The sequence below is a fragment of the Amycolatopsis sp. NBC_01480 genome (assembly GCF_036227205.1).
GTDB lineage: Bacteria > Actinomycetota > Actinomycetes > Mycobacteriales > Pseudonocardiaceae > Amycolatopsis.
In genome coordinates, this window is sequence record NZ_CP109442.1 from 8,295,068 (window position 1) to 8,315,287 (window position 20,220).

At 71.1% G+C, this 20,220-nt stretch carries 19 protein-coding genes; 13 read left to right on the forward strand and 6 right to left on the reverse strand.

Annotated elements, in window-relative coordinates; all coding sequences use genetic code 11:
- The first annotated feature begins 5 nt into the window (after positions 1-5).
- Both OG371_RS39040 and ligD read left to right on the forward strand, forming a co-directional pair.
- On the forward strand, positions 6-1,535 hold the full coding sequence (locus OG371_RS39040) for a hypothetical protein (protein ID WP_329061338.1): 1,530 nt from the start codon (positions 6-8) through the stop codon (positions 1,533-1,535).
- Between the two features lie 36 nt (positions 1,536-1,571).
- Positions 1,572-2,513, forward strand: a complete 942-nt coding sequence (gene ligD, locus OG371_RS39045; RefSeq protein ID WP_329061340.1) for a non-homologous end-joining DNA ligase — start codon at positions 1,572-1,574, stop codon at positions 2,511-2,513.
- A gap of 70 nt (positions 2,514-2,583) precedes the next feature.
- Here ligD and OG371_RS39050 read toward each other — a convergent pair whose 3' ends face one another.
- Entirely contained in the window at positions 2,584-3,777 is a 1,194-nt protein-coding gene (locus OG371_RS39050) for a thiolase family protein (RefSeq protein ID WP_329061342.1), read from the reverse strand.
- 130 nt (positions 3,778-3,907) lie between these two features.
- Here OG371_RS39050 and OG371_RS39055 point away from each other — a divergent pair, with 130 nt between their 5' ends.
- The 3 genes from OG371_RS39055 (at position 3,908) to OG371_RS39065 (ending at position 9,598) form a co-directional block, all read left to right on the forward strand.
- Entirely contained in the window at positions 3,908-4,345 is a 438-nt protein-coding gene (locus OG371_RS39055) for a winged helix-turn-helix transcriptional regulator (RefSeq protein ID WP_329061344.1), read from the forward strand.
- 325 nt (positions 4,346-4,670) lie between these two features.
- On the forward strand, positions 4,671-8,630 hold the full coding sequence (locus tag OG371_RS39060; RefSeq protein ID WP_329061346.1) for a discoidin domain-containing protein: 3,960 nt from the start codon (positions 4,671-4,673) through the stop codon (positions 8,628-8,630).
- 155 nt (positions 8,631-8,785) lie between these two features.
- Positions 8,786-9,598 carry an SDR family oxidoreductase gene (locus OG371_RS39065; protein WP_329061348.1) on the forward strand — a complete coding sequence of 271 codons (813 nt, stop codon included), beginning with the start codon at positions 8,786-8,788 and terminating at the stop codon, positions 9,596-9,598.
- Here OG371_RS39065 and OG371_RS39070 read toward each other — a convergent pair.
- Positions 9,540-10,202, reverse strand: a complete 663-nt coding sequence (locus OG371_RS39070) for a TetR/AcrR family transcriptional regulator (protein ID WP_329061350.1) — start codon at positions 10,200-10,202, stop codon at positions 9,540-9,542. The two genes, OG371_RS39065 and OG371_RS39070, sit on opposite strands and share 59 nt — an antisense overlap.
- 107 nt (positions 10,203-10,309) lie before the next feature.
- Between OG371_RS39070 and OG371_RS39075 the strand changes: the two genes are divergently transcribed.
- A complete protein-coding gene (locus OG371_RS39075; RefSeq protein ID WP_329061352.1) occupies positions 10,310-11,548 on the forward strand; it encodes a lipase family protein in 1,239 nt (412 codons plus the stop codon).
- A 49-nt stretch (positions 11,549-11,597) separates the two neighbouring features.
- On the opposite strand, the gene OG371_RS39080 is transcribed toward OG371_RS39075, so the two are convergent.
- Both OG371_RS39080 and OG371_RS39085 read right to left on the reverse strand, forming a co-directional pair.
- Positions 11,598-11,801 (reverse strand): DUF6186 family protein, encoded by a 204-nt coding sequence (locus tag OG371_RS39080; protein ID WP_091613970.1) that lies wholly within the window; start codon positions 11,799-11,801, stop codon positions 11,598-11,600.
- Positions 11,798-12,397: a hypothetical protein gene (locus OG371_RS39085; RefSeq protein ID WP_329061357.1), complete on the reverse strand. Its 600-nt coding sequence runs from the start codon at positions 12,395-12,397 to the stop codon at positions 11,798-11,800. Before OG371_RS39085 ends, OG371_RS39080 begins: the two co-directional genes overlap by 4 nt.
- A gap of 255 nt (positions 12,398-12,652) precedes the next feature.
- Between OG371_RS39085 and OG371_RS39090 the strand changes: the two genes are divergently transcribed.
- The 3 genes from OG371_RS39090 (at position 12,653) to OG371_RS39100 (ending at position 16,616) form a co-directional block, all read left to right on the forward strand.
- Entirely contained in the window at positions 12,653-15,016 is a 2,364-nt protein-coding gene (locus OG371_RS39090; protein WP_329061359.1) for a glycosyl hydrolase family 95 catalytic domain-containing protein, read from the forward strand.
- Between the two features lie 78 nt (positions 15,017-15,094).
- Positions 15,095-15,463 (forward strand): DoxX family protein, encoded by a 369-nt coding sequence (locus OG371_RS39095; protein ID WP_329061361.1) that lies wholly within the window; start codon positions 15,095-15,097, stop codon positions 15,461-15,463.
- Positions 15,464-15,761: 298 nt separating this feature from the next.
- A complete protein-coding gene (locus OG371_RS39100; RefSeq protein WP_329061363.1) occupies positions 15,762-16,616 on the forward strand; it encodes a LysR family transcriptional regulator in 855 nt (284 codons plus the stop codon).
- A 312-nt stretch (positions 16,617-16,928) separates the two neighbouring features.
- Here OG371_RS39100 and OG371_RS39105 read toward each other — a convergent pair whose 3' ends face one another.
- A complete protein-coding gene (locus OG371_RS39105) occupies positions 16,929-17,609 on the reverse strand; it encodes a DUF4190 domain-containing protein (RefSeq protein ID WP_329061365.1) in 681 nt (226 codons plus the stop codon).
- A gap of 107 nt (positions 17,610-17,716) precedes the next feature.
- On the opposite strand from OG371_RS39105, the gene OG371_RS39110 reads away from it, so the two are divergent.
- From OG371_RS39110 to OG371_RS39125, 4 genes are all read left to right on the forward strand, one after another.
- Positions 17,717-17,839 carry a hypothetical protein gene (locus tag OG371_RS39110; RefSeq protein ID WP_329061368.1) on the forward strand — a complete coding sequence of 41 codons (123 nt, stop codon included), beginning with the start codon at positions 17,717-17,719 and terminating at the stop codon, positions 17,837-17,839.
- Positions 17,840-17,993: 154 nt separating this feature from the next.
- Positions 17,994-18,344: an ArsR/SmtB family transcription factor gene (locus OG371_RS39115; protein ID WP_329061369.1), complete on the forward strand. Its 351-nt coding sequence runs from the start codon at positions 17,994-17,996 to the stop codon at positions 18,342-18,344.
- Positions 18,322-18,816 carry an SRPBCC family protein gene (locus OG371_RS39120; RefSeq protein WP_329061372.1) on the forward strand — a complete coding sequence of 165 codons (495 nt, stop codon included), beginning with the start codon at positions 18,322-18,324 and terminating at the stop codon, positions 18,814-18,816. Before OG371_RS39115 ends, OG371_RS39120 begins: the two co-directional genes overlap by 23 nt.
- Complete coding sequence (locus tag OG371_RS39125; RefSeq protein WP_329061373.1) at positions 18,813-19,445, forward strand: dihydrofolate reductase family protein; 633 nt, start codon at positions 18,813-18,815, stop codon at positions 19,443-19,445. The genes OG371_RS39120 and OG371_RS39125 overlap by 4 nt, the downstream gene beginning before the upstream one ends.
- On the opposite strand, the gene OG371_RS39130 is transcribed toward OG371_RS39125, so the two are convergent.
- Positions 19,428-20,198, reverse strand: coding sequence for an ABC transporter substrate-binding protein (locus tag OG371_RS39130; RefSeq protein ID WP_329061376.1), 771 nt, complete (start codon positions 20,196-20,198; stop codon positions 19,428-19,430). The two genes, OG371_RS39125 and OG371_RS39130, sit on opposite strands and share 18 nt — an antisense overlap.
- Positions 20,199-20,220 lie beyond the last annotated feature (22 nt).

Genomic DNA, 20,220 nt, shown 5'->3' on the forward strand with positions numbered 1-20,220 from the left:
AGACGATGACCCCAGTGGCGGAAGCCGGGGAAGTTCCGAGACCCGGCCGCGGCCGGTCCCTGTTGTGGCCGGCCGCGGTCGCCGTCGTCTCCGCCGTGGTGTGGCTGGGCGTGCGCGGGAGCCTGATCGACGACTCCTACATCACGCTCGGCTACGCCCGGAACCTGGCGGAGCATTTCCACTGGGGCCTGGTCGGCGCCGAGACGGCCAACTCGGCCACCTCGCCGCTGAACGTCATCCTGCTAGCGGTCGGCGGTACCCTGACCAGGGTCGCCGGCGGCCAAGTGCACCCGGTGGCCGGAGTCGGCATTGTGTTTGTCGCGGCAATGACGGCTGTCGGCTGGGCCTGGGCGCGCATCGCCCGGGCATTGCGGCTGCCGTTCGGCACCGCGGTCGCGGGCACCGCGGCGGTCTTGCTGAACCCGTTCGTGCTGTCGGCGACGGGGCTGGAGGTGCAGCTGATCTCCGCCGCGCTGCTGCTGCTCACGGCGTACGCGCTGGAGGGCCGCGCGGTCGGCTTCGGCGTGGTCGCCGGGCTCGCCGTGCTGGTGCGGCTGGACCTGGTGATCTTCGTGGTGCTGCTGGCGCTGGGCGTGGGCGCGCTGCGCCGGCGGCTGCTGCCGCTGGTGGCGGTCGCGCTCGCGGTGAGCCTGCCGTGGTTCGTGTTCAGCTGGTTCGCGCTCGGCTCGGCCATCCCGGACACCTTCCTGATCAAGACCAGCCAGGGCGCGTTCGGCGAGTACAACTACGGCAACGGCCCGGTGTACTACCTGGACCCGAAACGCTGGAAGGCCACGCTGGTCTCGTTCGCGCCCGCGGTGGCGGGGCTGCTGGTGCTGCTCGCCTGGCTGGGCTGGCTCGGCGCGCGCCGGGGCGAGGCTGGACGGTTCGGCCCGGTCGGCGTGCTCGGTCTCGGCGGGCTGGCCTACTACGCGGCGTACTCGGAACTCGGAGTGCCGCCGTACCAGTGGTATTACGTGGCGCCGATCGTCGCGCTGACGACCGTTTTCGTGGTGGGCGCCGGATATCTCGCGACGCTGGCGCGGGGACGGGCCGGGGTGCGCGGGGCGGCCGTGACGGTCGCGGGTCTGGCGGCCGCGGCGGCGGTGCTGCCGGCCGGGTACCTCGACCTGCAGCGCGGCGTGCCGTGGACGACGCCGCCGATCTTCGGCAACTGGTCCACGTCGGCGGACTACGCACGGGTCGGCCGGGCGGTCGGCGCCCTCGTCGGCGACGGCACGGTGGCCGCGCCGCCGGAGATCGGGACGCTGGCGTACTTCTGCGAGTGCACGATGGTCGACACCTTCGCCGATCAGGGCCGGGTGGTGCCGCTGGTGGACAAGCGGATCGCGGAGTCCGGCGCGCTGGGCGGGTTCCTGCTGCGGCTGAATTACCACTGGCTCGACCGCGCGCAGCAGCCACGGCCGGTGGACTACCGGCTCCAGTGGAGCTGGACGCCGATCTCCGGCCCGGACACCTGGCACCTGTACTCGCCGGCCACGGGCGACGGCTGGGCACGGCTGGTCCGCGTCTGATCGCGGGCGGGCGCACCAGCGGCTACCGTCAGCGGCATGGCCAAAGACGCGGCGGTGGAGCTGGAGGTCGGGGACCGGACGGTGCGCCTGTCCAGCCCGGACCGGGTGTACTTCCCGGCACGCGGCGAGACGAAGCTGGACCTCGTCCGCTACTACCTCGCGGTGGGGGACGGGATCGTCCGCGCGCTGCGTGAGCGGCCGTGCATGCTGCACCGGTTCCCGTCCGGCGTCGCGGGGCAGAAGGTGCACCAGAAGCGGGTGCCGAACGGCGCGCCGCCGTGGCTGGAGACGGTGCGGGTGCACTTCCCGCGGTACGGCCGGCACGCCGACGAGCTGTGCGTGACGGAGCTGGCCCATGTGGCGTGGGCGGTGCAGATGTCCACTGTGGAGTTTCACCCGTGGAACTCGCGCCGGGCCGACACGGAGAAGCCGGACGAGTGGCGGATCGACCTGGACCCGATGCCGGAGTGCGGTTTCGACACGGTCCGCCGGGTCGCGCACGTGGCGCACGAGGTGCTCGACGACCTCGGCGCCGTCGGCTGGCCCAAGACCTCCGGCGGCAGCGGGCTGCACATCTACGTGCGGATCGAGCCGCGGTGGGGCTTCGCCGACGTGCGCCGCGCGGCGCTGGCGTTCGCACGCGAGGTGGAACGGCGCGCGCCCGACGAGGTGACCACGACCTGGTGGCGCAAGGACCGCGACCCGAAGAAGCTGTTCGTGGACTACAACCAGAACGCCCGCGACCACACGATCGCCAGCGCGTACTCCGTGCGCGGCGTGCCGGAGGCGACGGTCTCGACCCCGATCCGCTGGGACGAGGTCGACGACGTCGAGCCACGCGAGTGCACCATCGCGACGGTGCCCGCGCGCTTCGCCGAACTGGGCGACCTGCACGCGGGCATCGACGACACGGCCTACTCCCTGGAAACCCTGCTGGAGTGGGCGGACCGCGACGGCCTGGAAGCCGAGGACTCCTGAGCGGTGCCGGCAAGGACTCCTTACCGGCGTTGGACGCGGTGAAGGAGTCCTTGACGGCAGGTTGGCCAGTTCAGAGGCGTTCGATGATGGTCGCGTTGGCCAAGCCGCCCGCCTCGCACATGGTCTGCAGGCCGTAGCGGCCGCCGGTCTGCTCCAGCACGGACAGCAGGCTGGTCATCAGCCGCGCGCCGCTCGCGCCGAGCGGGTGGCCGAGCGCGATGGCGCCACCGTTGACGTTGACCTTCGCCAGGTCCGCCCCGATCTCGGCCTGCCAGGCGAGCACCACGCTGGCGAACGCCTCGTTGACCTCGAAGGCGTCGATGTCGGACAGCTTCAGCCCGGACCGCTCGAGCACCTTGCGGGTGGCCGGGATGACGCCGGTCAGCATGTACAGCGGGTCGTCGCCGACGACGGCGAAGGTGTGCAGCCGGGCGCGGGGCTTGAGGCCGAGCTTCTTCGCGGTGTCGCTGCTGGTGATCAGCACGGCCGCGGAGCCGTCGTTGATCGGTGAGGAGTTGCCCGCCGTCACCTGCCAGCCGAGCTGCGGGAAGCGCTGTTCCCAGTGCTCGGCGCGGAACGCCGGCTTGAGCCCCGCGAGGATCTCGGTGGTGGTGCCCGGCCGCACGGACTCGTCCTGGGTCACCTCGACCAGCGTGCCGTCCGCCCCCGGTGCCTTCAGGGCGGCGACCTCGCCGGCGAACTTCCCGCCGGCCCAAGCGGATGCGGCGCGGCGGTGGCTCTCGGCCGAGTAGGCGTCGAGCTGCGCGCGGGTCAGTTTCCATTGCGCGGCAATGAGTTCCGCGCTGATGCCCTGCGGCACCAGGCCCTCGGGATAACGCGCCGCAACGCCTTGGCCGAACGGGTCCTGGCCGGCTGCCTGGCTGCCCATCGGCACCCGGCTCATCGACTCGACGCCGGACGCGACCACCACGTCGTACGCGCCGCTGATCACCCCCTGCGCGGCGAAGTGGATCGCCTGCTGGCTGCTGCCGCACTGGCGGTCGACGGTCACCGCCGGCACCGACTCCGGCAGGCCCGCGGCGAGCGCGGCCCAGCGGGCGGTGTTCATGCTCTGCTCGCCGATCTGGCCGACCGCGCCGCTGATCACGTCGTCGATGCGCGCCGGGTCGATGCCGGTGCGCTCGACCAGCGACCGGAGGGCGTGCGCGTGCAGGTCCACCGGGTGCACCCCGGCCAGCCGCCCGTTCGGCTTGCCCTTCCCGATCGGCGTGCGTACCGCGTCGATGATCACTGCGTCCGTCATGGGCCTGCCTCCTGCTCGAGTGGCTTCGAGGACTCCGTTGTACGCCGAGTCGGTTGGAAATGGCAACTCACTTCCCGACTGTGACATGCTAGGTTGGGTTTTCAATCTTTGACCTGCGGAGGTGGCTCGGATGGCGGCGCGCGGACGCGAGTGCTCGATCGCGGAGGCGCTCGAGGTGGTCGGCGAACGGTGGAGCCTGGTGGCCCTGCGGGAGGTCATGCTGGGGGAGCGGCGGTTCAACCAGATCGCCGAGAACACCGGGGCCAGCCGGGACATCCTCGCCGCCCGGCTGCGCAAGCTGGTCGACGCCGGCGTGCTGGAGAAGCGCCGGTACGAGGACCACCCGCCGCGGTTCGAGTACCTGCCGACCGAGGCCGCCCGCGCGCTGCAGCCGATCCTGATCGGCCTGATGCAATGGGGTGACAAGTACGTCCACCAGGGGCCGCCGCCCACCGTGTACGAGCACGAGTGCGGTGAAGAGCTGAAGCTGGCCACGTCCTGCGCCCACTGCGGCGAGCCGCTCAAGCCGGGCTCGACCCACACCGTCCGCCTCGGCGCGGTGCGGTAGCCGCCCCTTTCCCGATCACCGACGCCACGCCGCGCGGCCTCCCGGTCGCGCGGCGTGTCCTTTTCGTGCGCCGCGAACCGTTGACTTGGGCTCAGCCGAGCTGTAACTCTTGAACTAATCAACGCAAAAAGCCGACAGTCAACTGAGAATCAGCAGCAGCACCGAGGAAGATCTCGCCCCCTCGACGGAGAGGTGCCCGGTGAAGACGGTCCCCGCTGCGCGCGCGCCGCCCGCGCCTGCCCCTCGTGCCTCGTGTTCCCCTCGCTCCCGCGCCCGGCCGCGGACCCCGTCTCCCTCCCCTCCCCACGGACCTTGAGGAACGCTCATGAGACCGAAGCGACTGTTGCCGCGCGCGGCGACGTTCGCCACCCTGTCCCTGCTGTTCGCGAGCACCGCCGTGCTCGTCCCCGCCACCGGCTCGGCCGCCCCTGCGGCCACCGCCAGCAGCTCCACGTCGTCGGCGGCGGCGTTGAACGACGGTGACCAGGACACCGTCTGGCAGAGTGCCGCGCTGCCGCAGTGGGCCCAGCTCGACCTGGGCCACGCGAGCAGCATCGACGGCGTCACCCTGAAGCTGCCCGCGGGCTGGGCGGCGCGCAAGCAGACCCTCACCCTGCTCGGCAGCCTCGACGGCGAGCAGTTCTCCACCATCGAGAACTCGGCCGGCTACACCTTCGACCCGGCCGCGAAGAACACCGTCGACGTCCACTTCGCGCCGACCATGACGCGGTACGTGCGCGTCGACGTCACCGGCAACACCGGCGCGCCGGTCGGGCAGCTGTCCGAAGTGGACGCTCACTCGTCCGCCGTCGGCCCGGCCGCCGCGGCGACGTACACCGCGTCCAGCTCGCTGGGCGACTATCCGGTGGCCAACGCCGCCGACGGCAACCAGGCCAGCTATTGGGAGAGCGCGAACAACGCCTTCCCGCAATGGGTCCAGGCCGATCTCGGCTCGGCGGTCAGCACCAGCCGGGTGGTCCTGAAACTGCCGACCGGCTGGGACGCCCGCACCGAGACGCTCGCGGTCCAGGGGAGCACGGACGGCTCGTCGTTCAGCACGCTCGTCGCCTCGGCGCCGTACCGCTTCGACCCCGCGTCCGGCAACACCGTGACGATCGACTTCTCCGCGACGACCACCCGGTACGTGCGGCTGAACGTCACGGCCAACACCGGCTGGCCCGCCGCGCAGCTCTCGGAGTTCGAGGTGCACGGCCCGGCGACGGGGGACACCCAGGCGCCGTCCGCGCCCGGGAACCTCGCCTTCACCCAGCCGGCCACCGGGCAGATCCGGCTGACCTGGACCGCCGCGACCGACAACGTCGGCGTGACCGGCTACGACATCTACGCCAACAACACCCTGCGAAGCAGTGTGGCGGGCAACGTCCTGACCTACACCGACAGCCAGCCCGACGGCACCACGGTGGCGTACTTCGTGCGGGCCAAGGACGCGGCGGGCAACCAGTCCGGCAACAGCGCGACGGTGACCCGCACCGGCAGCCAGGCCGGCACGAACCTCGCGGTGGGCAAGCCGATCACGGCCTCGTCCACGGAGTTCACCTTCGTCGCGGCGAACGCCGACGACAACAACCTGGCCACCTACTGGGAGGGCGGCGGCGGGACCTTCCCGAACCTGCTGACCGTCGCGCTCGGCTCGAACGCCGACGTGAACCAGGTCGTGGTCAAGCTCAACCCGGACGCCTCGTGGGGCGACCGCAGCCAGACGTTCGCGGTCGAAGGCCGCGAGCAGGCGTCCTCGGCCTTCACCACGCTGGTGGCCGCGGCGAGTTACGCGTTCAGCCCATCCACCGGCAACACGGTGACCATCCCGGTCAGCGGCCGGGTCGCCGACGTCCGCCTGCGCTTCACCGCGAACACCGGTGCCGGCGGCGGGCAGGCCGCGGAGTTCCAGGTCTTCGGCGTGCCCGCGCCGAACCCGGACCTGACGGTGACGAACCTGGCGTGGACGCCGTCCGCGCCGGTCGAGTCCGACCCGGTGACCGTCTCCGCGACGGTACGCAACGCCGGCACGCTGGCCTCCGGGGCCACCGACGTGAACCTGTACCTGGGCACCACCAAGGTGGGCACCGCGCCGGTCGGCGCGCTCGCCGCGGGCGCGTCCAGCACCGTTTCGGCGAGCATCGGCACCCGTGACGCGGGCAGCTACCAGCTCACCGCGAAGGTGGACGAGGACAACAAGGTCATCGAGCAGAACGAGGGCAACAACAGCTTCACGGCGCCGAACGCGCTGGTCGTCACCCCCGTGCAGAGCTCCGACCTGGTGCCGGCCACCGGCTGGACACCGAACAACCCGTCCGCGGGCAACGCCGTCACCTTCTCCACTTCGCTGAAGAACAACGGTTCGGTCGCTTCGGCGGGCGGCGCGCACGGGATCACCGTGACCGTCTCGGACGCGACCAGCGGCGCGGTGGTCAAGACGCTCACCGGCTCGTACTCCGGCGTGATCGCGGCCGGCGGTTCGGCCGGCGCGGTGAACCTCGGCACCTGGACGGCGGGCGACGGCAAGTACACCGTGAAGACGGTGGTCGCCGTGGACGCCAACGAGCTGCCGGTCAAGCAGGCCAACAACACCGTCACCCAGTCGCTGTTCGTGGGCCGCGGCGCGAACATGCCGTACGACTCGTACGAGGCGGAAGACGGCGTGGTCGCGGGCGGCGCGCAGGTGATCGGGCCGAACCGGACGATCGGCGACCTGGCGGGCGAGGCTTCGGGCCGCAAGGCCGTCACGCTGAACTCGACCGGCAGCTCGGTCGAGTTCACCACGCGGGCGGCGACCAACACCCTCGTCACGCGGTTCTCCATCCCGGACTCCGCGGGCGGCGGCGGGATCAGCTCCTCGCTGGACGTCTACGTCAACGGCACCTTCCTCAAGGCGATCGACCTCACCTCGCACTACGCGTGGCTCTACGGCGCGGAAACCGGCCCGGGCAACTCACCCGGCTCGGCCAGCCCGCGGCACATCTACGACGAGGCGAGCATGCTGCTCGGCACCACCGTGCCGGCCGGCAGCAAGATCAAACTGCAGAAGGACGCGGCCAACACCACCAACTACGCGATCGACTTCATCAACCTCGAGCAGGCGACCGCGCAGGCCAACCCGGACCCGGCGCACTACGCCGTGCCGGCAGGCTTCACCCAGCAGGACGTGCAGAACGCGCTGGACAAGGCGCGTCAGGACAGCACGCTCACCGGCGTCTACCTGCCGGCCGGCGACTACCAGATGTCGGGCAAGGTCCAGGTCTACGGCAAGGCGCTCAAGGTGGTCGGCGCCGGCCCGTGGTTCACCCGGTTCCTCGCGCCGTCCGGGCAGGAGAACACCGACATCGGGTTCCGCGCGGACGCGACGGCGAACGGCACCACGTTCTCCGGCTTCGCGGTGTTCGGCAACTACACCTCGCGCATCGACGGACCCGGCAAGGTGTTCGACCTGTCCAACGTCTCGAACCTGACCATCGACAACATCTGGGTGGAGCACCAGGTGTGCATGGTGTGGGGCACCAATGTGGACGGCACGACCATCCAGAACTCCCGCATCCGCGACACCTTCGCCGACGGGATCAACCTCACCAACGGCAGCACCGGCAACCACGTGACCAACGTGGAGGCGCGGGCCACCGGTGACGACAGCTTCGCGCTGTTCGCCGCCACCGACAACAACCCGGGCAACCAGTACGACAACGTGTTCGAGAACCTCACCGCGCTGCTCCCGTGGCGCGCGGCGGGCCTGGCGGTGTACGGGGGTTACAACAACACCTTCCGCAACCTCTACATCGCCGACACGCTGGCGTACTCGGGCGTCACCATCTCGTCGCTCGACTTCGGCTACCCCTTCCTCGGCTTCGGCCCACAACCGACGACGGTGCAGAACGCGTCGATCGTGCGGGCCGGCGGCCACTTCTGGGGCGCGCAGACGTTCCCCGGGATCTGGATGTTCTCGGCGTCGAAGGAGTTCCGCGGGATCCGGGTGTCCGATGTGGACATATCCAGCCCGACCTACAGCGGCATCATGTTCCAGACGAACTACGTCGGCGGGCAGCCGCAGAACACGTTCCAGGACACCCAGCTGACCAACATCAACATCACAGGTGCGCAGCGCAGCGGCGACGCGTACGACGCCAAGTCCGGCTTCGGGCTGTGGGCCAACGAGCTGCCGGAGGCGGGCCAGGGGCCGGCGGTGGGCTCGGTGACCTTCACCAACCTGACGATGAGCGGGAACTACCAGGACATCAGGAACACGACCACCACGTTCACGATCAACCGCAACTAGGAGGTTCCCCTTGCTGACGGGGCCCGCCGGACTTCTGCCCGGCGGGCCCCGTTCCGCGTGAGCGCTGCCGGGCGCGCCGTCGCCGTGCCAGGATGGCCGGGTGCGGCCGCCCGGGCGGGCGGCGGAGTCGGGGCGGAGTCGGGAAGGTGGCCGGAGTGCCGGAACGGATCCTGGTGACCGGGGCGACCGGTCAGCTCGGCCGGGTGGTCGTGGAGCGGCTGGCGGGGGAGCGCGTGCGCGCGTTGAGCCGTCGGCGGCACACCTCGAACGCCGCGGGTCGAAACGGCGGCGGCGCGAAGGACCCGAGCGGCGGCGTGGACTGGATGGTCGGCGACCTGCGGACCGGGCGTGGCATCAACACCGCCCTGGCCGGCGCCGACGTGATCGTCCACTGTGCCACCGACTACCGGCACGAGGTCGAGACTGTGCGCACCCTGGTGGAGGCCGCACGGTGGGCGGGCACGCTGCCGCACCTGGTGTACGTCTCGATCGTCGGCGTCGACCGGGTGCCGATGGGGTACTACCAGGCCAAGCTGGCGGCCGAGGAGCTGATCGCGGGTTCCGGGCTGCCGTACACGATCCTGCGCGCGACGCAGTTCCACGCGCTGGTCCGGACGATCCTGGCGGGCGCGGCGCGGCTGCCGGTGCTCCCGGTGCCGTCGTGGCGGTTCCAGCCGGTGGACGTCCGTGACGTCGCCGGGCGGCTGGCCGAGCTGGCCGTCGGCGAGCCCGTGGGCCGGGCGCCGGACTTCGGCGGGCCCGAGGTACTGCCGGCGGCGGACCTTGCGCGCAATGTGCTCGCGGCGTCCGGGCGCACCCTCCGCGTGGTGCCGTTTCGCTTGCCGGGCAAGCTTTTCAGTGCGTACGCCGCGGGCGGCAACCTCGCGCCGGACCACGCCGACGGCGTGATCACGTTCGCGCAGTACCTGGCGGAACGGGCGGATCCGGGGTCGGTGCGCTACCGCTGACGCGTGGGGTCACCAGGAGCTTCAGCACGTCGCTGAACAGAGTGTCCGGTACGGCGGCGGCCTCGACACCCCGTTCCACGGCCAGCCCGTTGGACAGTGCGAGCACCACCACAGCCAGCTGCTCCGGCGGCAGCGGCAGGTCGAGCCCGTGCTGGGCGGCGGCCTTGGCGATCGCCGCGGTGACGGCCTCGCGCAGCTGGGCCCGGCGCCGCGCGAGTCCGCTGTGGACGGTCGGGTTCCGCATCGCGATGCCCCAGTACTCAAGCAACAACCGGTGCCACGTCGCGTCGGTGTCGATGCCGCTCGCCAGCCGCGCGCCGGCCTCGGTGGTGGCCTCGTCGAGGTCGGCCAGGTCGCCGAACACCGTGGTGGCCGAGTGCATCCGCTCGACGATGTGCTCTTCCATGATCGTCAGCACGAGGTCGTCGCGGCCGGCGAAGTTCGAGTAGACCGCGCCCTTGGTCAGCCCGGCCGCGGCCGCGATCTCGTTCAGCGAGGTCGCCGCGATGCCCTGGCGGGCGAAGACTTCGGTGGCGGCGTCGATGATCCGCCGCCGGGTTTCGGCCCGGGTCGGCCGGCGGCGTGGGGCAGGGGAGGCAGCCATGGCCGTCACGCTACAACCCCCTCACCTGGAGGTTTTTCATTGACTGTGATCCAGGTCATCTGGTAGGCATCCTACTCGATACCGGTCGGTATCGAGTAGGAGGTCCCGTGCCCACTGTCAGCGTCGACATCCGCCGAAAGCTCTCCGCACTCGCCAGCACGCTCGCCGCCGTGGCGCTCACCGCCACGGCCCTGACCGCGGCCGCGCCGCCCGGGGCCGCCGCCGCGCTGCCGCCGAAGCCCGCGGACGACCCGTTCTACGCCCGGCCCGCGCCGTTCCCGGACGCCGCGCCGGGCACCGTGCTCGACTCGCGCCCGGTCACCATCCGCGCGCTCGCGCTGCCCGTCCCCGTCCAGGCCTGGCAGGTGAAGTACCGCTCCAACGACACCCGCGGTTACCCGATCGCGGACGTCGCGACGATCCTGCAGCCGGCCGGGCCCGCGCCGTCCGGTGGCCGGAAGCTCGTGTCGTACCAGACCGCGCAGGACGGGCTCAGCACCGACTGCGCGCCCTCGTACGCGCTGGCCACCGGCACCTCGCTCCCGGCCGAGGAGCTCGCCCTGATGCTGCCGCTGGTGGCCGCGGGCTACACCGTGGTCACGGCCGACTACGAGGGCCCGAATTCGGAGTGGACGGCCGCGGTCAACACCGCCCACGGGGTGCTCGACGGCGTCCGCGCGGCCCAGTCGTTCGGCCCGGCCGGGCTGGCGGGCCCGGCCACGCCGACCGGGCTGATCGGCTACTCCGGCGGCGCGCTCGCGAGCGAGTGGGCCAACGAGATCCAGCCGTCCTACGCGCCGGAGCTGAAGTTCGCCGGCGTCGCGGCGGGCGGGGTGCCCGCGGACCTCGGCTACGTCGCCCGGCGCATCGACGGCGGGCCGCTTTCGGGGATCTACATCGGGGCCGCGGTCGGGCTCAGCCGCGCCTACCCGGAGATCAACACCGACCAGCTGCTGAACGCCCGCGGCAAGCAGGCCTGGGCGGACACCGGGCAGCAGTGCATCAACCAGTTCAGCGTGGGCCAGGCGTTCCGGAAGATGAGCGACTACACCACGGTGCCGCAGCTGCTCGACGTGCCCGCGGTCAAGCAGGTGATTGCCGAGAACACCATGGGCCGCTTCAAGCCCGGCTCGCCGATCTACTTCTACCAGGGCATCTTCGACGAGCTGGCGCTCACGCCGCCGGTGGACAAGCTCGTGCGAACCTATTGCGCGCAAGGGGTTCCGGTGCAGTACGACCGGATCCCGGTCGGCGACCACGTGACGGTCGCGGTGCAGGGCGCGCCCGGCGCCCTGGCCTATCTGCACGACCGGCTGGACGGCAAGCCCGCGCCTAACAACTGCTGAAACCTGACGAGCGGCGGTCCGGCCGGGGGGAGGGCCGGACCGTCACCCGTCAACTCTGCACGAAGAAGTGCCAGCCGACCCACCACCACGCGAGCACCAGCGCGATCCGCGTCGAGCGCTTGCGCATCAGCGCGGCCAGCACCGTGGTCAGCGGTGGGATCTTCTTCGGGAACAGGTGGCTCGCGCCCCACAGCGCGACGGCCGCGAACACGATCACGCCGAACCCGATTTCGGTGACCAGCCTGCTGTTCACGCCCGCCTCCTCGCCGCCGCGGCACGCAGCATGGCCAGGCCGGCGGCCACCCAGACGCCGAGCGCCAGCGCCTGCACGACGCGGTTGTCCAGCATCGGGTCGACCAGGTCGCTCATCGTCGGGTGGGTGAGCGAGAGGCCCCCGGCGGCCTGCTCGTAGATGAACGAGACCAGCTCCCAGACGCACCAGCCGACGGCCACCGCGACCCAGACCCAGCCGCGCTTGGGCGCCGGGTCCGTCGCGGGCACGGACGGCTCACGCCACTCCAGGACCAGCGCGCCGAGCCCGATCGCCGAGACGGTCAGCAGCATCGGCACGGTCCCGCGGCCGAACACCAGCGCCACCAGCGCGACGGCCACGATCAGGCTCGGGCCGGGCAGCCGTGTGGGCGCGTCCGGCAACAGTGCGTCAGCCGGGCCGTGGCGCTCGGTGAACAGGAGCAGCACCGCGGCGGCGAAGAAGATCAGCGCATCGGCCGGTGCGCCGCGGATCCAGTGCGCCAGCGCCGCGATGACCAGCCCGGCCACCGGCAGGTCCACGGCGAGCCGGCTGCGGTGGTATTCGGCCGGCCGGTCCTCGGGAGAGTGGAAAGCCATCTGCGACGTGCCCCTTCGCGTGCCGGTCCTGCCCCATGGCAACACCGGATCGGGTGAGCGGCTTCCCCTTAGGGGTGTGATCTGGTCGCCGCCCCCAGGCTCTGGACAAACGCCGTGCGGCGGTCTCCGGACGGAGCTTAATTCGGAAGATTCTTGACCGGGTTCGGCCAGACATCATATGTTTGCCGCGCTGCACCCACGCACTGCCTCCTCAAGCGCGACCGGTTTCCGCCTTCAACGCCGAACGGACCCGTCATGTCGAATCTCCCTGTTCCCCCCAGCAGGCGCACCTTCCTCAAGCTCGGCGGCGCGGTGGGCGCGAGCCTGGCGTTGAGCGGGTTTCGCCCGTTCACCGCGCAAGCCGCGCCCGCCCGCCCGGCGACCGCCGACCTGGTCGGCGAGCCCGCCGCGACCACCCTCTGGTACCCCGCGCCCGCGGCGGAGGACCACATCATCGAGCAGGGCCTCCCGATCGGGAATGGTCGGATCGGTGGCCTGGTCGGCGGCGACCCCGCGGCGGACTTCGTCTACCTCACCGACGCCTCGGTCTGGACCGGCACGCTGAACGACACGCTGGACGACCAAGGCCAGTTCCCCTACGAGCGCGTCGAGTTCGGCACGTTCGGCCTGCTGGCCAAGGTGCGGCTGAAGATTCCCGGGCACACCGGGGTGTCGGGCTACCGGCGCGCGCTGGACCTGAGCAACGGCCTGGTCACCGCGACCTACGGCGTCGGGGGAGTGAAGTACCGGCGCGAGGTGTTCGCGAGCCACCCCGACGACGTGGTGGTGATCCGGCTGAGCCAGCAGGGCGGCGGGTCGTACACCGGCTCGGTGACCCTGGAGGGGACCCGCGGCGAGACGGCGACGGGCGGCGACGGCGTCGTCTCCCTCGGCGGCAAGTTCGACAACGGGCTGAAGTACGCCGCCGTCGTCACGGCCGCGAGCCGGGGCGGCCGGGTCGCGGTGAACGGCACCGAGGTCACCTTCACCGGCTGCGCCGAAGTGGTGATCGTGGTCTGCGGCGGCACCAACTACGTGCCCGACGCCGCGCGGGACTACCTCGACGCGGGGGCGGACCCGTCCACAGTGGCCGCGGGCAAGGCGAAGGCCTCGGCCGCCGCGTCCGGCACCGCGCTGCTGGCCACGCACGTGCGGGACTACCGCCGGCTCTACGAGCGGATGACCGTCGACCTGGGACGGTCGCCGGACAGCCGGCGCGCGCTCGACTCGTGGTCGCGCCTGACCGCGCGGCACAACGACCCGGCCACCCCCGACCCCGAGCTGGAGGCCAGCTACCTGCAGTTCGGCCGCTACCTGGTGATCACCGGCTCGCGCGACAGCCTGCCGATCAGCCTCCAGGGCCTGTGGCTGAGCAACAACACGCCGGACTGGATGAGCGACTACCACACCGACATCAACATCCAGATGAACTACTGGCTGCCCGACCGCGCTGGGCTGTCCTCGTCGTTCGCTGCGCTGGCCGATTACTGCCTGGCGCAGCTACCGTCCTGGAGCGACACCACGCAGCGGCTGTTCAACGACCCGCGCAACCGGTTCCGCAACTCCAGCGGCAAGATCGCCGGCTGGGCGGTGGCGTTCTCCACCAACATCTACGGCGGCTCCGGCTGGTGGTGGCACCCGGGCGGCAACGCCTGGCTGTGCAACAACCTGTGGGACCACTACGCGTTCACCCAGGACCGGGCGTACCTGGCCCGGATCTACCCGCTGCTCAAGGGTGCGTGCGAGTTCTGGGAGTCGCGGCTGATCGAGATGACCGTGGACGGCAAGCTCGTGCTGGTCGACGACGCCGACTGGTCGCCCGAGCACGGCCCGCAGGACGCAAAGGGCAACACCTACTCGCAGGAGATCGTCCACAACCTGTTCGGCCATTACCGCGAGGCGACCGAGCTGCTCGGCCGCGACCGCGCGTACGGCAAGACCATCTCCGGCCTGCAGGCGCGGCTGCACCTGCCGACGGTCAGCCCGGTCACCGGCTGGCTGCAGGAATGGCTCTCGCCGGACAATCTCGGCGAGACAGCGCACCGGCACCTCTCGCCGTTGATCGGGTTCTTCCCCGGCGACCGGATCACCACCGACACCGCGCCGCCCGAGCTGCTGGACGGGGTGCGGAACCTGCTCATCGCGCGCGGCATGGACAGCTTCGGCTGGGGCTGTGCCTGGCGCTCGTCCTGCTGGGCGCGGCTGAAGGACGCCGACCGGGCGTACGAGCTGCTGCTCACCGTGCTGCGGCCGTCGGTGAACAACGGCAATGGCACGGCGGCGAACTTCTTCGACATGTACAGCCAGGGCAGCTACACGATCTTCCAGATCGACGCGAACCTCGGCGCGCCGACCGCGATGCTGGAGATGCTGCTGTACTCCCGCCCCGGCGTGATCGAGTTGCTGCCCGCACTGCCCTCGGCCTGGGCGGACTCCGGCCGGGTGACCGGGATCGGCGCGCGGGGCGGGTTCGAAGTGGACCTGGAGTGGCGCGGCGGCAAGGTCACCAGGGCGACCGTGCGCAGCGTCGGCGGCACCGAAACGGAGCTGCGCGCCGGCAGCTGGCGCCGCACGATCAAGCTGCGCCCGCACGAGTCGGTCACGGTCTCGCCGCACTGAGCCCGTTTGCCTCGACGGTCCGCCCCCGGACGATGTAACGTTCAACTATCTTGGGGGCGGACTGGTTCAGGAGGCGGTATGAACATCGTGTTGTGGGTTCTCGCGGGGATCACCGCGGTGGTGTACCTGGGCGCGGGCGGCATGAAGCTGGTGACGCCCCGGGAGAAGCTGCTGGAGAACCCGAACATGGGCTGGGTCAACGACTTCTCGGGCGGCGCGGTGAAGCTCATCGCGCTGGCCGAGGTGCTCGGCGCGCTCGGGCTGATCCTGCCGCGGGCCCTGGACATCGCACCGGTGCTGACCCCGATCGCGGCCGTCGGCCTGGTGATCGTCGCGGCGGGCGCGATCGTCGTGCACGCGCGGCGCAAGGAGCCCAAGGCCCTGCCGATCAACGTGGTGCTGCTGGTGCTGGCAGCGATCGTGGCGGTGGGGCGGTTCGTCGGCTGAGCGCCGGTCGTTGACCGGTGGTTGCGGCTAGGCCTGTGTTCGGCGTGCCCGGGCGGGTTCGTGAGCTGAGCGCCGGTTTGTTGTCCGGTGGCTGCGCTTCGGGTCTGTGCCTGGGCTCTTGGCGGCTGACCGGTGGTCGCGCATTGGCCTGCGTTCGTGGCGGTTCGGTGGCTGAGTGCCGGTCGTCGCCCGGCTGCCGCGCCCTGGCCCGCGTTCGGCGCGTCCGGGCGACGGCGCCCGCCGGGAGCGGGGGAGCTGGCCTACCCTGGAGGCCTGAACAGGGACGGGAGGCCCGCCGGTGGACGTCGACCTGCGGAAGGTCCGGTATTTCGTCGCCGTGGCCGAGGAATTGCACTTCGGGCGGGCGGCGGAGCGGCTGCACATCGCGCAGCCGGTGCTGTCACGGCAGGTGCGTGCACTGGAGGAGGAGCTGCACGCGCAGCTGTTCGTCCGTGACCGGCGCTCGACCGAGCTGACAGCCGCCGGGCGCCAGCTGCTGGAGGACAGCCGTCCGCTGCTCGCGTCCGCGGATGCGCTGAAGCGGCGCGTGACCCGGGCGGCGCGCGGCGCGGCGAGCTTCACGATTGGCTTCATGCCCGGCCTGACGGTGACCGACGCCGTGCGCGCCCTGACCGCCCGCCATCCCGGCCTGTCTGTCGAGCTGGTCCGGACCACCTGGGACGACCAGACCGAGGTCCTGCACGACGGCCGGGCGGACGTCAGCGTGGTCCGGCTGCCGGTCGAGCCGCGCGGCCTGTCCGTGCGGCCGATGTTCGAGGAGCCGCGCGTCGCGGTGCTGCCGGCCACGCATCGCTTGGCGGGCAAGGAATCCGTGAGCATCACCGACCTCGCCGCCGAGCACCTGCTTAACGATCCCGACGCCGTGCCGGAGTGGCGCGACATCGCCGTCGAGCTGCGCTCCGGTGGCCGCCCGCGGGCCCACGGGTACCACAGCATCGAGGAGAAGCTGGAGCACGTCGCGGCCGGCCTGGGGATCGCGATCGTGCCACTGTCCACTTCGGAGTACTACACCCGCGCCGACGTGACCTGCGTCCCGGTCGCCGACCTCCCGCCGAACCAGGTCAGCCTGGCCTGGATGGCCTCCCGCCGCTCCCGCCTGATCCACGACTTCGCCGAGATCGTCACGGCTTGACCGAGGTGCCGGAGGATTCTGAGCGCGCGAGTCGCCTTCGTGACCTGGTCCGGTTGACCGTTCCGTCGATCAGGCAATCAGTTCGCTCGCGGATTTCCCCGCTTTCGACGTCGGCGAGGTGCTGGATCTCACCAGGGCCGACCTGAGGATTGTGCTCAGCCGCTATCTGGACGGATCACTGTCGGCCGGCGACCTTCAGGTTTGACCGGGCAGAGGCTTTGCTCCGGTCGCGTGTATAACGCCCTATACATCGGATCGCCCACGCTGATACCGCGGCGTCGGGTCCTGGCAAGAACCAAAGCCGCACTGAGTTCAGTGGCTCAGCGCCCCGATGTCCCCGCTGGCGGTGGCGACGCCGTAGCCGCTGGCGTCGGCCTCCTTGATGACCTTGCCGTCGACCTCGATGGTCACGTGGATCGAGCCGGAGCCGCTGGCCTGGGCGATCACGCTGACCACCTGGATGGCCTGGCCGCCGGGGAGTTCGATGCTCTTCTGCCACGGCAGCTTCACGTTCGACTCGCTGCTGGTGGAGGTCATGCCGTCGGTGGTGTAGCTGATCGTGCCGGCCTTGCCCGTCCCGGTGACCTTGTATATGACAGTGTGCTTGGCGGCGGTCGCGGCCCCGCCCGGGGCACCGGCGGCGGGCGCGCCGAGTGAGGCCACCGGCGCGGCGGCGGGCAGCGGGTTGTCCGCGACAGCCTTGCCGAACGCGGCCACCCAGATGATGCACACGACCAGGCCCAGCGCCGACACGATGATCCCGGCCAGGGCGAGGCCCTTGTTCGTCGCCCCGCCCTTGCTCGCCCGGACGAACCCGAGGATCGACAGGATGAGCCCGACGATCACCAGCGGCCACGCGACCACTCCGATCAACGGGATGGGCGAGAAGACCAGGCCGATGAGGCCGGTCGCGAACCCGGCGGTGCCGAGGCCGTTGCGCGGGACCACGGCGGGGTACGGGGCCACGGGCGGGTAGGGCTGCTGACTGGTCACGATGATCCTTTCGAGGGAGTCAGTGATCAGTCGCGGGTTTGGGCGGTTTGTTACGGTCCGTTACAGGTTCGTGTTGTCAGGGCGAGATTGCTCTGCTTCAGAGCGCCTTGTCCAACGAGGAGGAGCTGCACGCGCAGCTGTTCGTCCGTGATCGGCGCTCGGAGGAGAAGCTGGAGCACGTCGCGGCCGGCCTGGGGATCGCGATCGTGCCACTGTCCACTTCGGAGTAGTACACCCGTGCCGACGTGACCTGAGTCCCGCTCGTCACGGCCTGAGCTTCGGCCCGGGGGAACCCTTCAAGACGTTGAGCGGGAGCGCCTTGCCCCCGCCGTGTATTTAAGGTAAGTCTTAAATACGCACACGACGAGGGGAATGAGTACGACGATGGAAACCCTGGACCGCACCCTCGGCGCGCTCGCGCATCCGGTGCGCCGCGAGATTCTCGATCGGCTGATCCTCGGGCCGAAGTCGGTCACCGAGCTGGCCGAACCGTTCGAGATGTCGCTCCCGGCGGTGTCCCTGCACATTCGCACGCTGGAGAAAGCCGGGCTGGTGACCAGGAGCCGGGACGCGCAGTGGCGGCCTTGCGCCCTCGCGGCCGAACCCATGGGCGAGCTGTCGGACTGGCTCGAACGCTACCGCCGGTTCTGGGAGCAGAGCCTGGACCGGCTCGACACCTACGCGCAGACCGTGAAACGGGAGGAAGCTGCCGATGCCCCGCACTCCGAGGATTGAAGACGCCCTGCTCTCGCCGCGCGAGGTCGTCTTCACCCGTGCGGTCAAGGCCGAACGGAGCCTGGTGTGGCGGCTGTGGACCGAATCGCGCCATCTCGCGCAGTGGTGGGGGCCGTACGGATTCACCAATCCGGAGTGTGCGATCGACCCGCGGCCCGGTGGCCGCCTGCGCATCCTGATGCGCTCGCCGGAGGGAGGCGAGTACCTCAACGTCGGCGCCGTGCAGATGATCGACCCTCCGGCGCGCCTGGTCTTCACCGTCGCCCTGCTGAATCCGGACGGCAGCCGCCGGCTGGAAAACCGCGTCACGGCCGATTTTGCCGACCGTGGCGGGGAAACCGAGGTGACGGTTCGGGTGGAAGTGCTGCACGCCACCCCTGAAGCGCGGGAGGACCTCGCCGGAATGAGCGACGGCTGGAATGGCAGCCTGCACCGCCTGTCGATGCTGGTAGAGGAAGGAACCGTCCGATGAGGCGACTGGTGCTGAAGATGTCGATGAGCCTCGACGGGTATGTCGCCGGGCCCGGGGGCCGGATCGACTGGATCATGCGCACCCTCGATTCCGGGGCCACGACCTGGATCGAGCAGACGCTGTGGCAGGCCGGGGCGCATCTGGCCGGCCGCCGGACCTACGCCGACATGCTCGGCTACTGGCCCACGTCCACCGAGCCGCTGGCCGCCCCGATGAACACCATCCCGAAGATCGTCTTCTCCCGATCCGGCAACCTGGAATCCGAGCCGACGCTCGCGCTCCGAAACGCGGTCGACGCGCAGCGCAAGGCAGGGCTGTCCGTCGCGCCGCCGGCCGCCGGCTGGGACGGCACCCGGATGCTCGGCACCGACCTCGCCGGGGAGATCGCGGCGCTCAAAGCGGAACCGGGCCGGGACCTGCTCGCCCACGGCGGCGCTTCCTTCGCCCGGAGCCTGGTCGGGCTCGGCCTGGTCGACGAGTACCGGCTGCTCGTCCATCCGGTCGTGCTCGGCGGCGGGCTCGCGCTCTTCTCCGGGGTGGCCGCGTTCGACCTGACCGCGGTCCAGGTGACGGCGTTCTCCAGCGGGATCGTGGGCATCGTCGGCCTGCCGTCACCGGCGGCGCAGTAGACGTCCTCGGATCGGCCGGGCCTCGGCGGCGGTGACCGGGGGATCGGCCTCGATGCCGTGCAGGACTTTCGCGAGGATTTCCGCGCCGCGCACCACGCGCGGACCCGGGCGGTTGAAGTAGGACGGGCCGTCCAGCAGCCAGACCGCGCTGGACAGCTGGTCCCAGCCGGGCAGCTTGGTGAGCAGGGGCAGCTCGGCGGCGGTGCGATCGGGGGAGAACCCGCACGGCAGTACCAGCAGAACGTCCGGGCGGGCCGCGACCACGGCGTCCCACGACATCGGCCGGGTGTGCTCACCCGGCTCGGCCAGCAGGGGAGTGCCGCCGGCCGCGGTGATCTGTTCGGGCACCCAATGCCCGGCGGGCCACAGCGGGTCGAGCCACTCCAGCGCGACCACCCGCGGCCGCGCCCTCCCGGCGACGCGCGCGCGAACGGCGTCCAGCCGCGTCTCCAGGGCCTGCACGCGCTCGCGGGCCAGCGCGGGAACGCCCAGCGCATCGCCGAGGGTCGTGACGCAGCCGAGGACGTCGGCCAGCCGCCGCGGTTCGAGGCTCAGCACCCGCGGTCCGGCGTCGAGCATTCGCACCGCTTCGGCGACGCGGGTGTAGGAGACGGCGCAGACCTCGCACAGGTCTTGGGTCAGGACCAGGTCGGGGGCCAGCTCGGCGAGTCGCGCGGTGTCGACGGAGTAGAGGGAGGACCCGCGATGCGCCGAGCCGCCGACAGCGTCGGAGATCTCGCGGCTGGAGAGCACGGCGTCGTCTACGCCGGGGCTT

Coding starts and splice junctions, on each gene's coding strand:
- OG371_RS39070 (WP_329061350.1), bottom strand. CDS start 10,202: ATGGCTGCCTCCCCTGCCCCACGCCGCCGGCCGACCCGGGCCGAAACC.
- OG371_RS39085 (WP_329061357.1), bottom strand. CDS start 12,397: ATGGCTTTCCACTCTCCCGAGGACCGGCCGGCCGAATACCACCGCAGC.
- OG371_RS39050 (WP_329061342.1), bottom strand. CDS start 3,777: ATGACGGACGCAGTGATCATCGACGCGGTACGCACGCCGATCGGGAAG.
- OG371_RS39120 (WP_329061372.1), top strand. CDS start 18,322: ATGCCCCGCACTCCGAGGATTGAAGACGCCCTGCTCTCGCCGCGCGAG.
- OG371_RS39055 (WP_329061344.1), top strand. CDS start 3,908: ATGGCGGCGCGCGGACGCGAGTGCTCGATCGCGGAGGCGCTCGAGGTG.
- OG371_RS39095 (WP_329061361.1), top strand. CDS start 15,095: ATGAACATCGTGTTGTGGGTTCTCGCGGGGATCACCGCGGTGGTGTAC.
- OG371_RS39090 (WP_329061359.1), top strand. CDS start 12,653: ATGTCGAATCTCCCTGTTCCCCCCAGCAGGCGCACCTTCCTCAAGCTC.
- OG371_RS39060 (WP_329061346.1), top strand. CDS start 4,671: ATGAGACCGAAGCGACTGTTGCCGCGCGCGGCGACGTTCGCCACCCTG.
- ligD (WP_329061340.1), top strand. CDS start 1,572: ATGGCCAAAGACGCGGCGGTGGAGCTGGAGGTCGGGGACCGGACGGTG.
- OG371_RS39125 (WP_329061373.1), top strand. CDS start 18,813: ATGAGGCGACTGGTGCTGAAGATGTCGATGAGCCTCGACGGGTATGTC.
- OG371_RS39115 (WP_329061369.1), top strand. CDS start 17,994: ATGGAAACCCTGGACCGCACCCTCGGCGCGCTCGCGCATCCGGTGCGC.
- OG371_RS39040 (WP_329061338.1), top strand. CDS start 6: ATGACCCCAGTGGCGGAAGCCGGGGAAGTTCCGAGACCCGGCCGCGGC.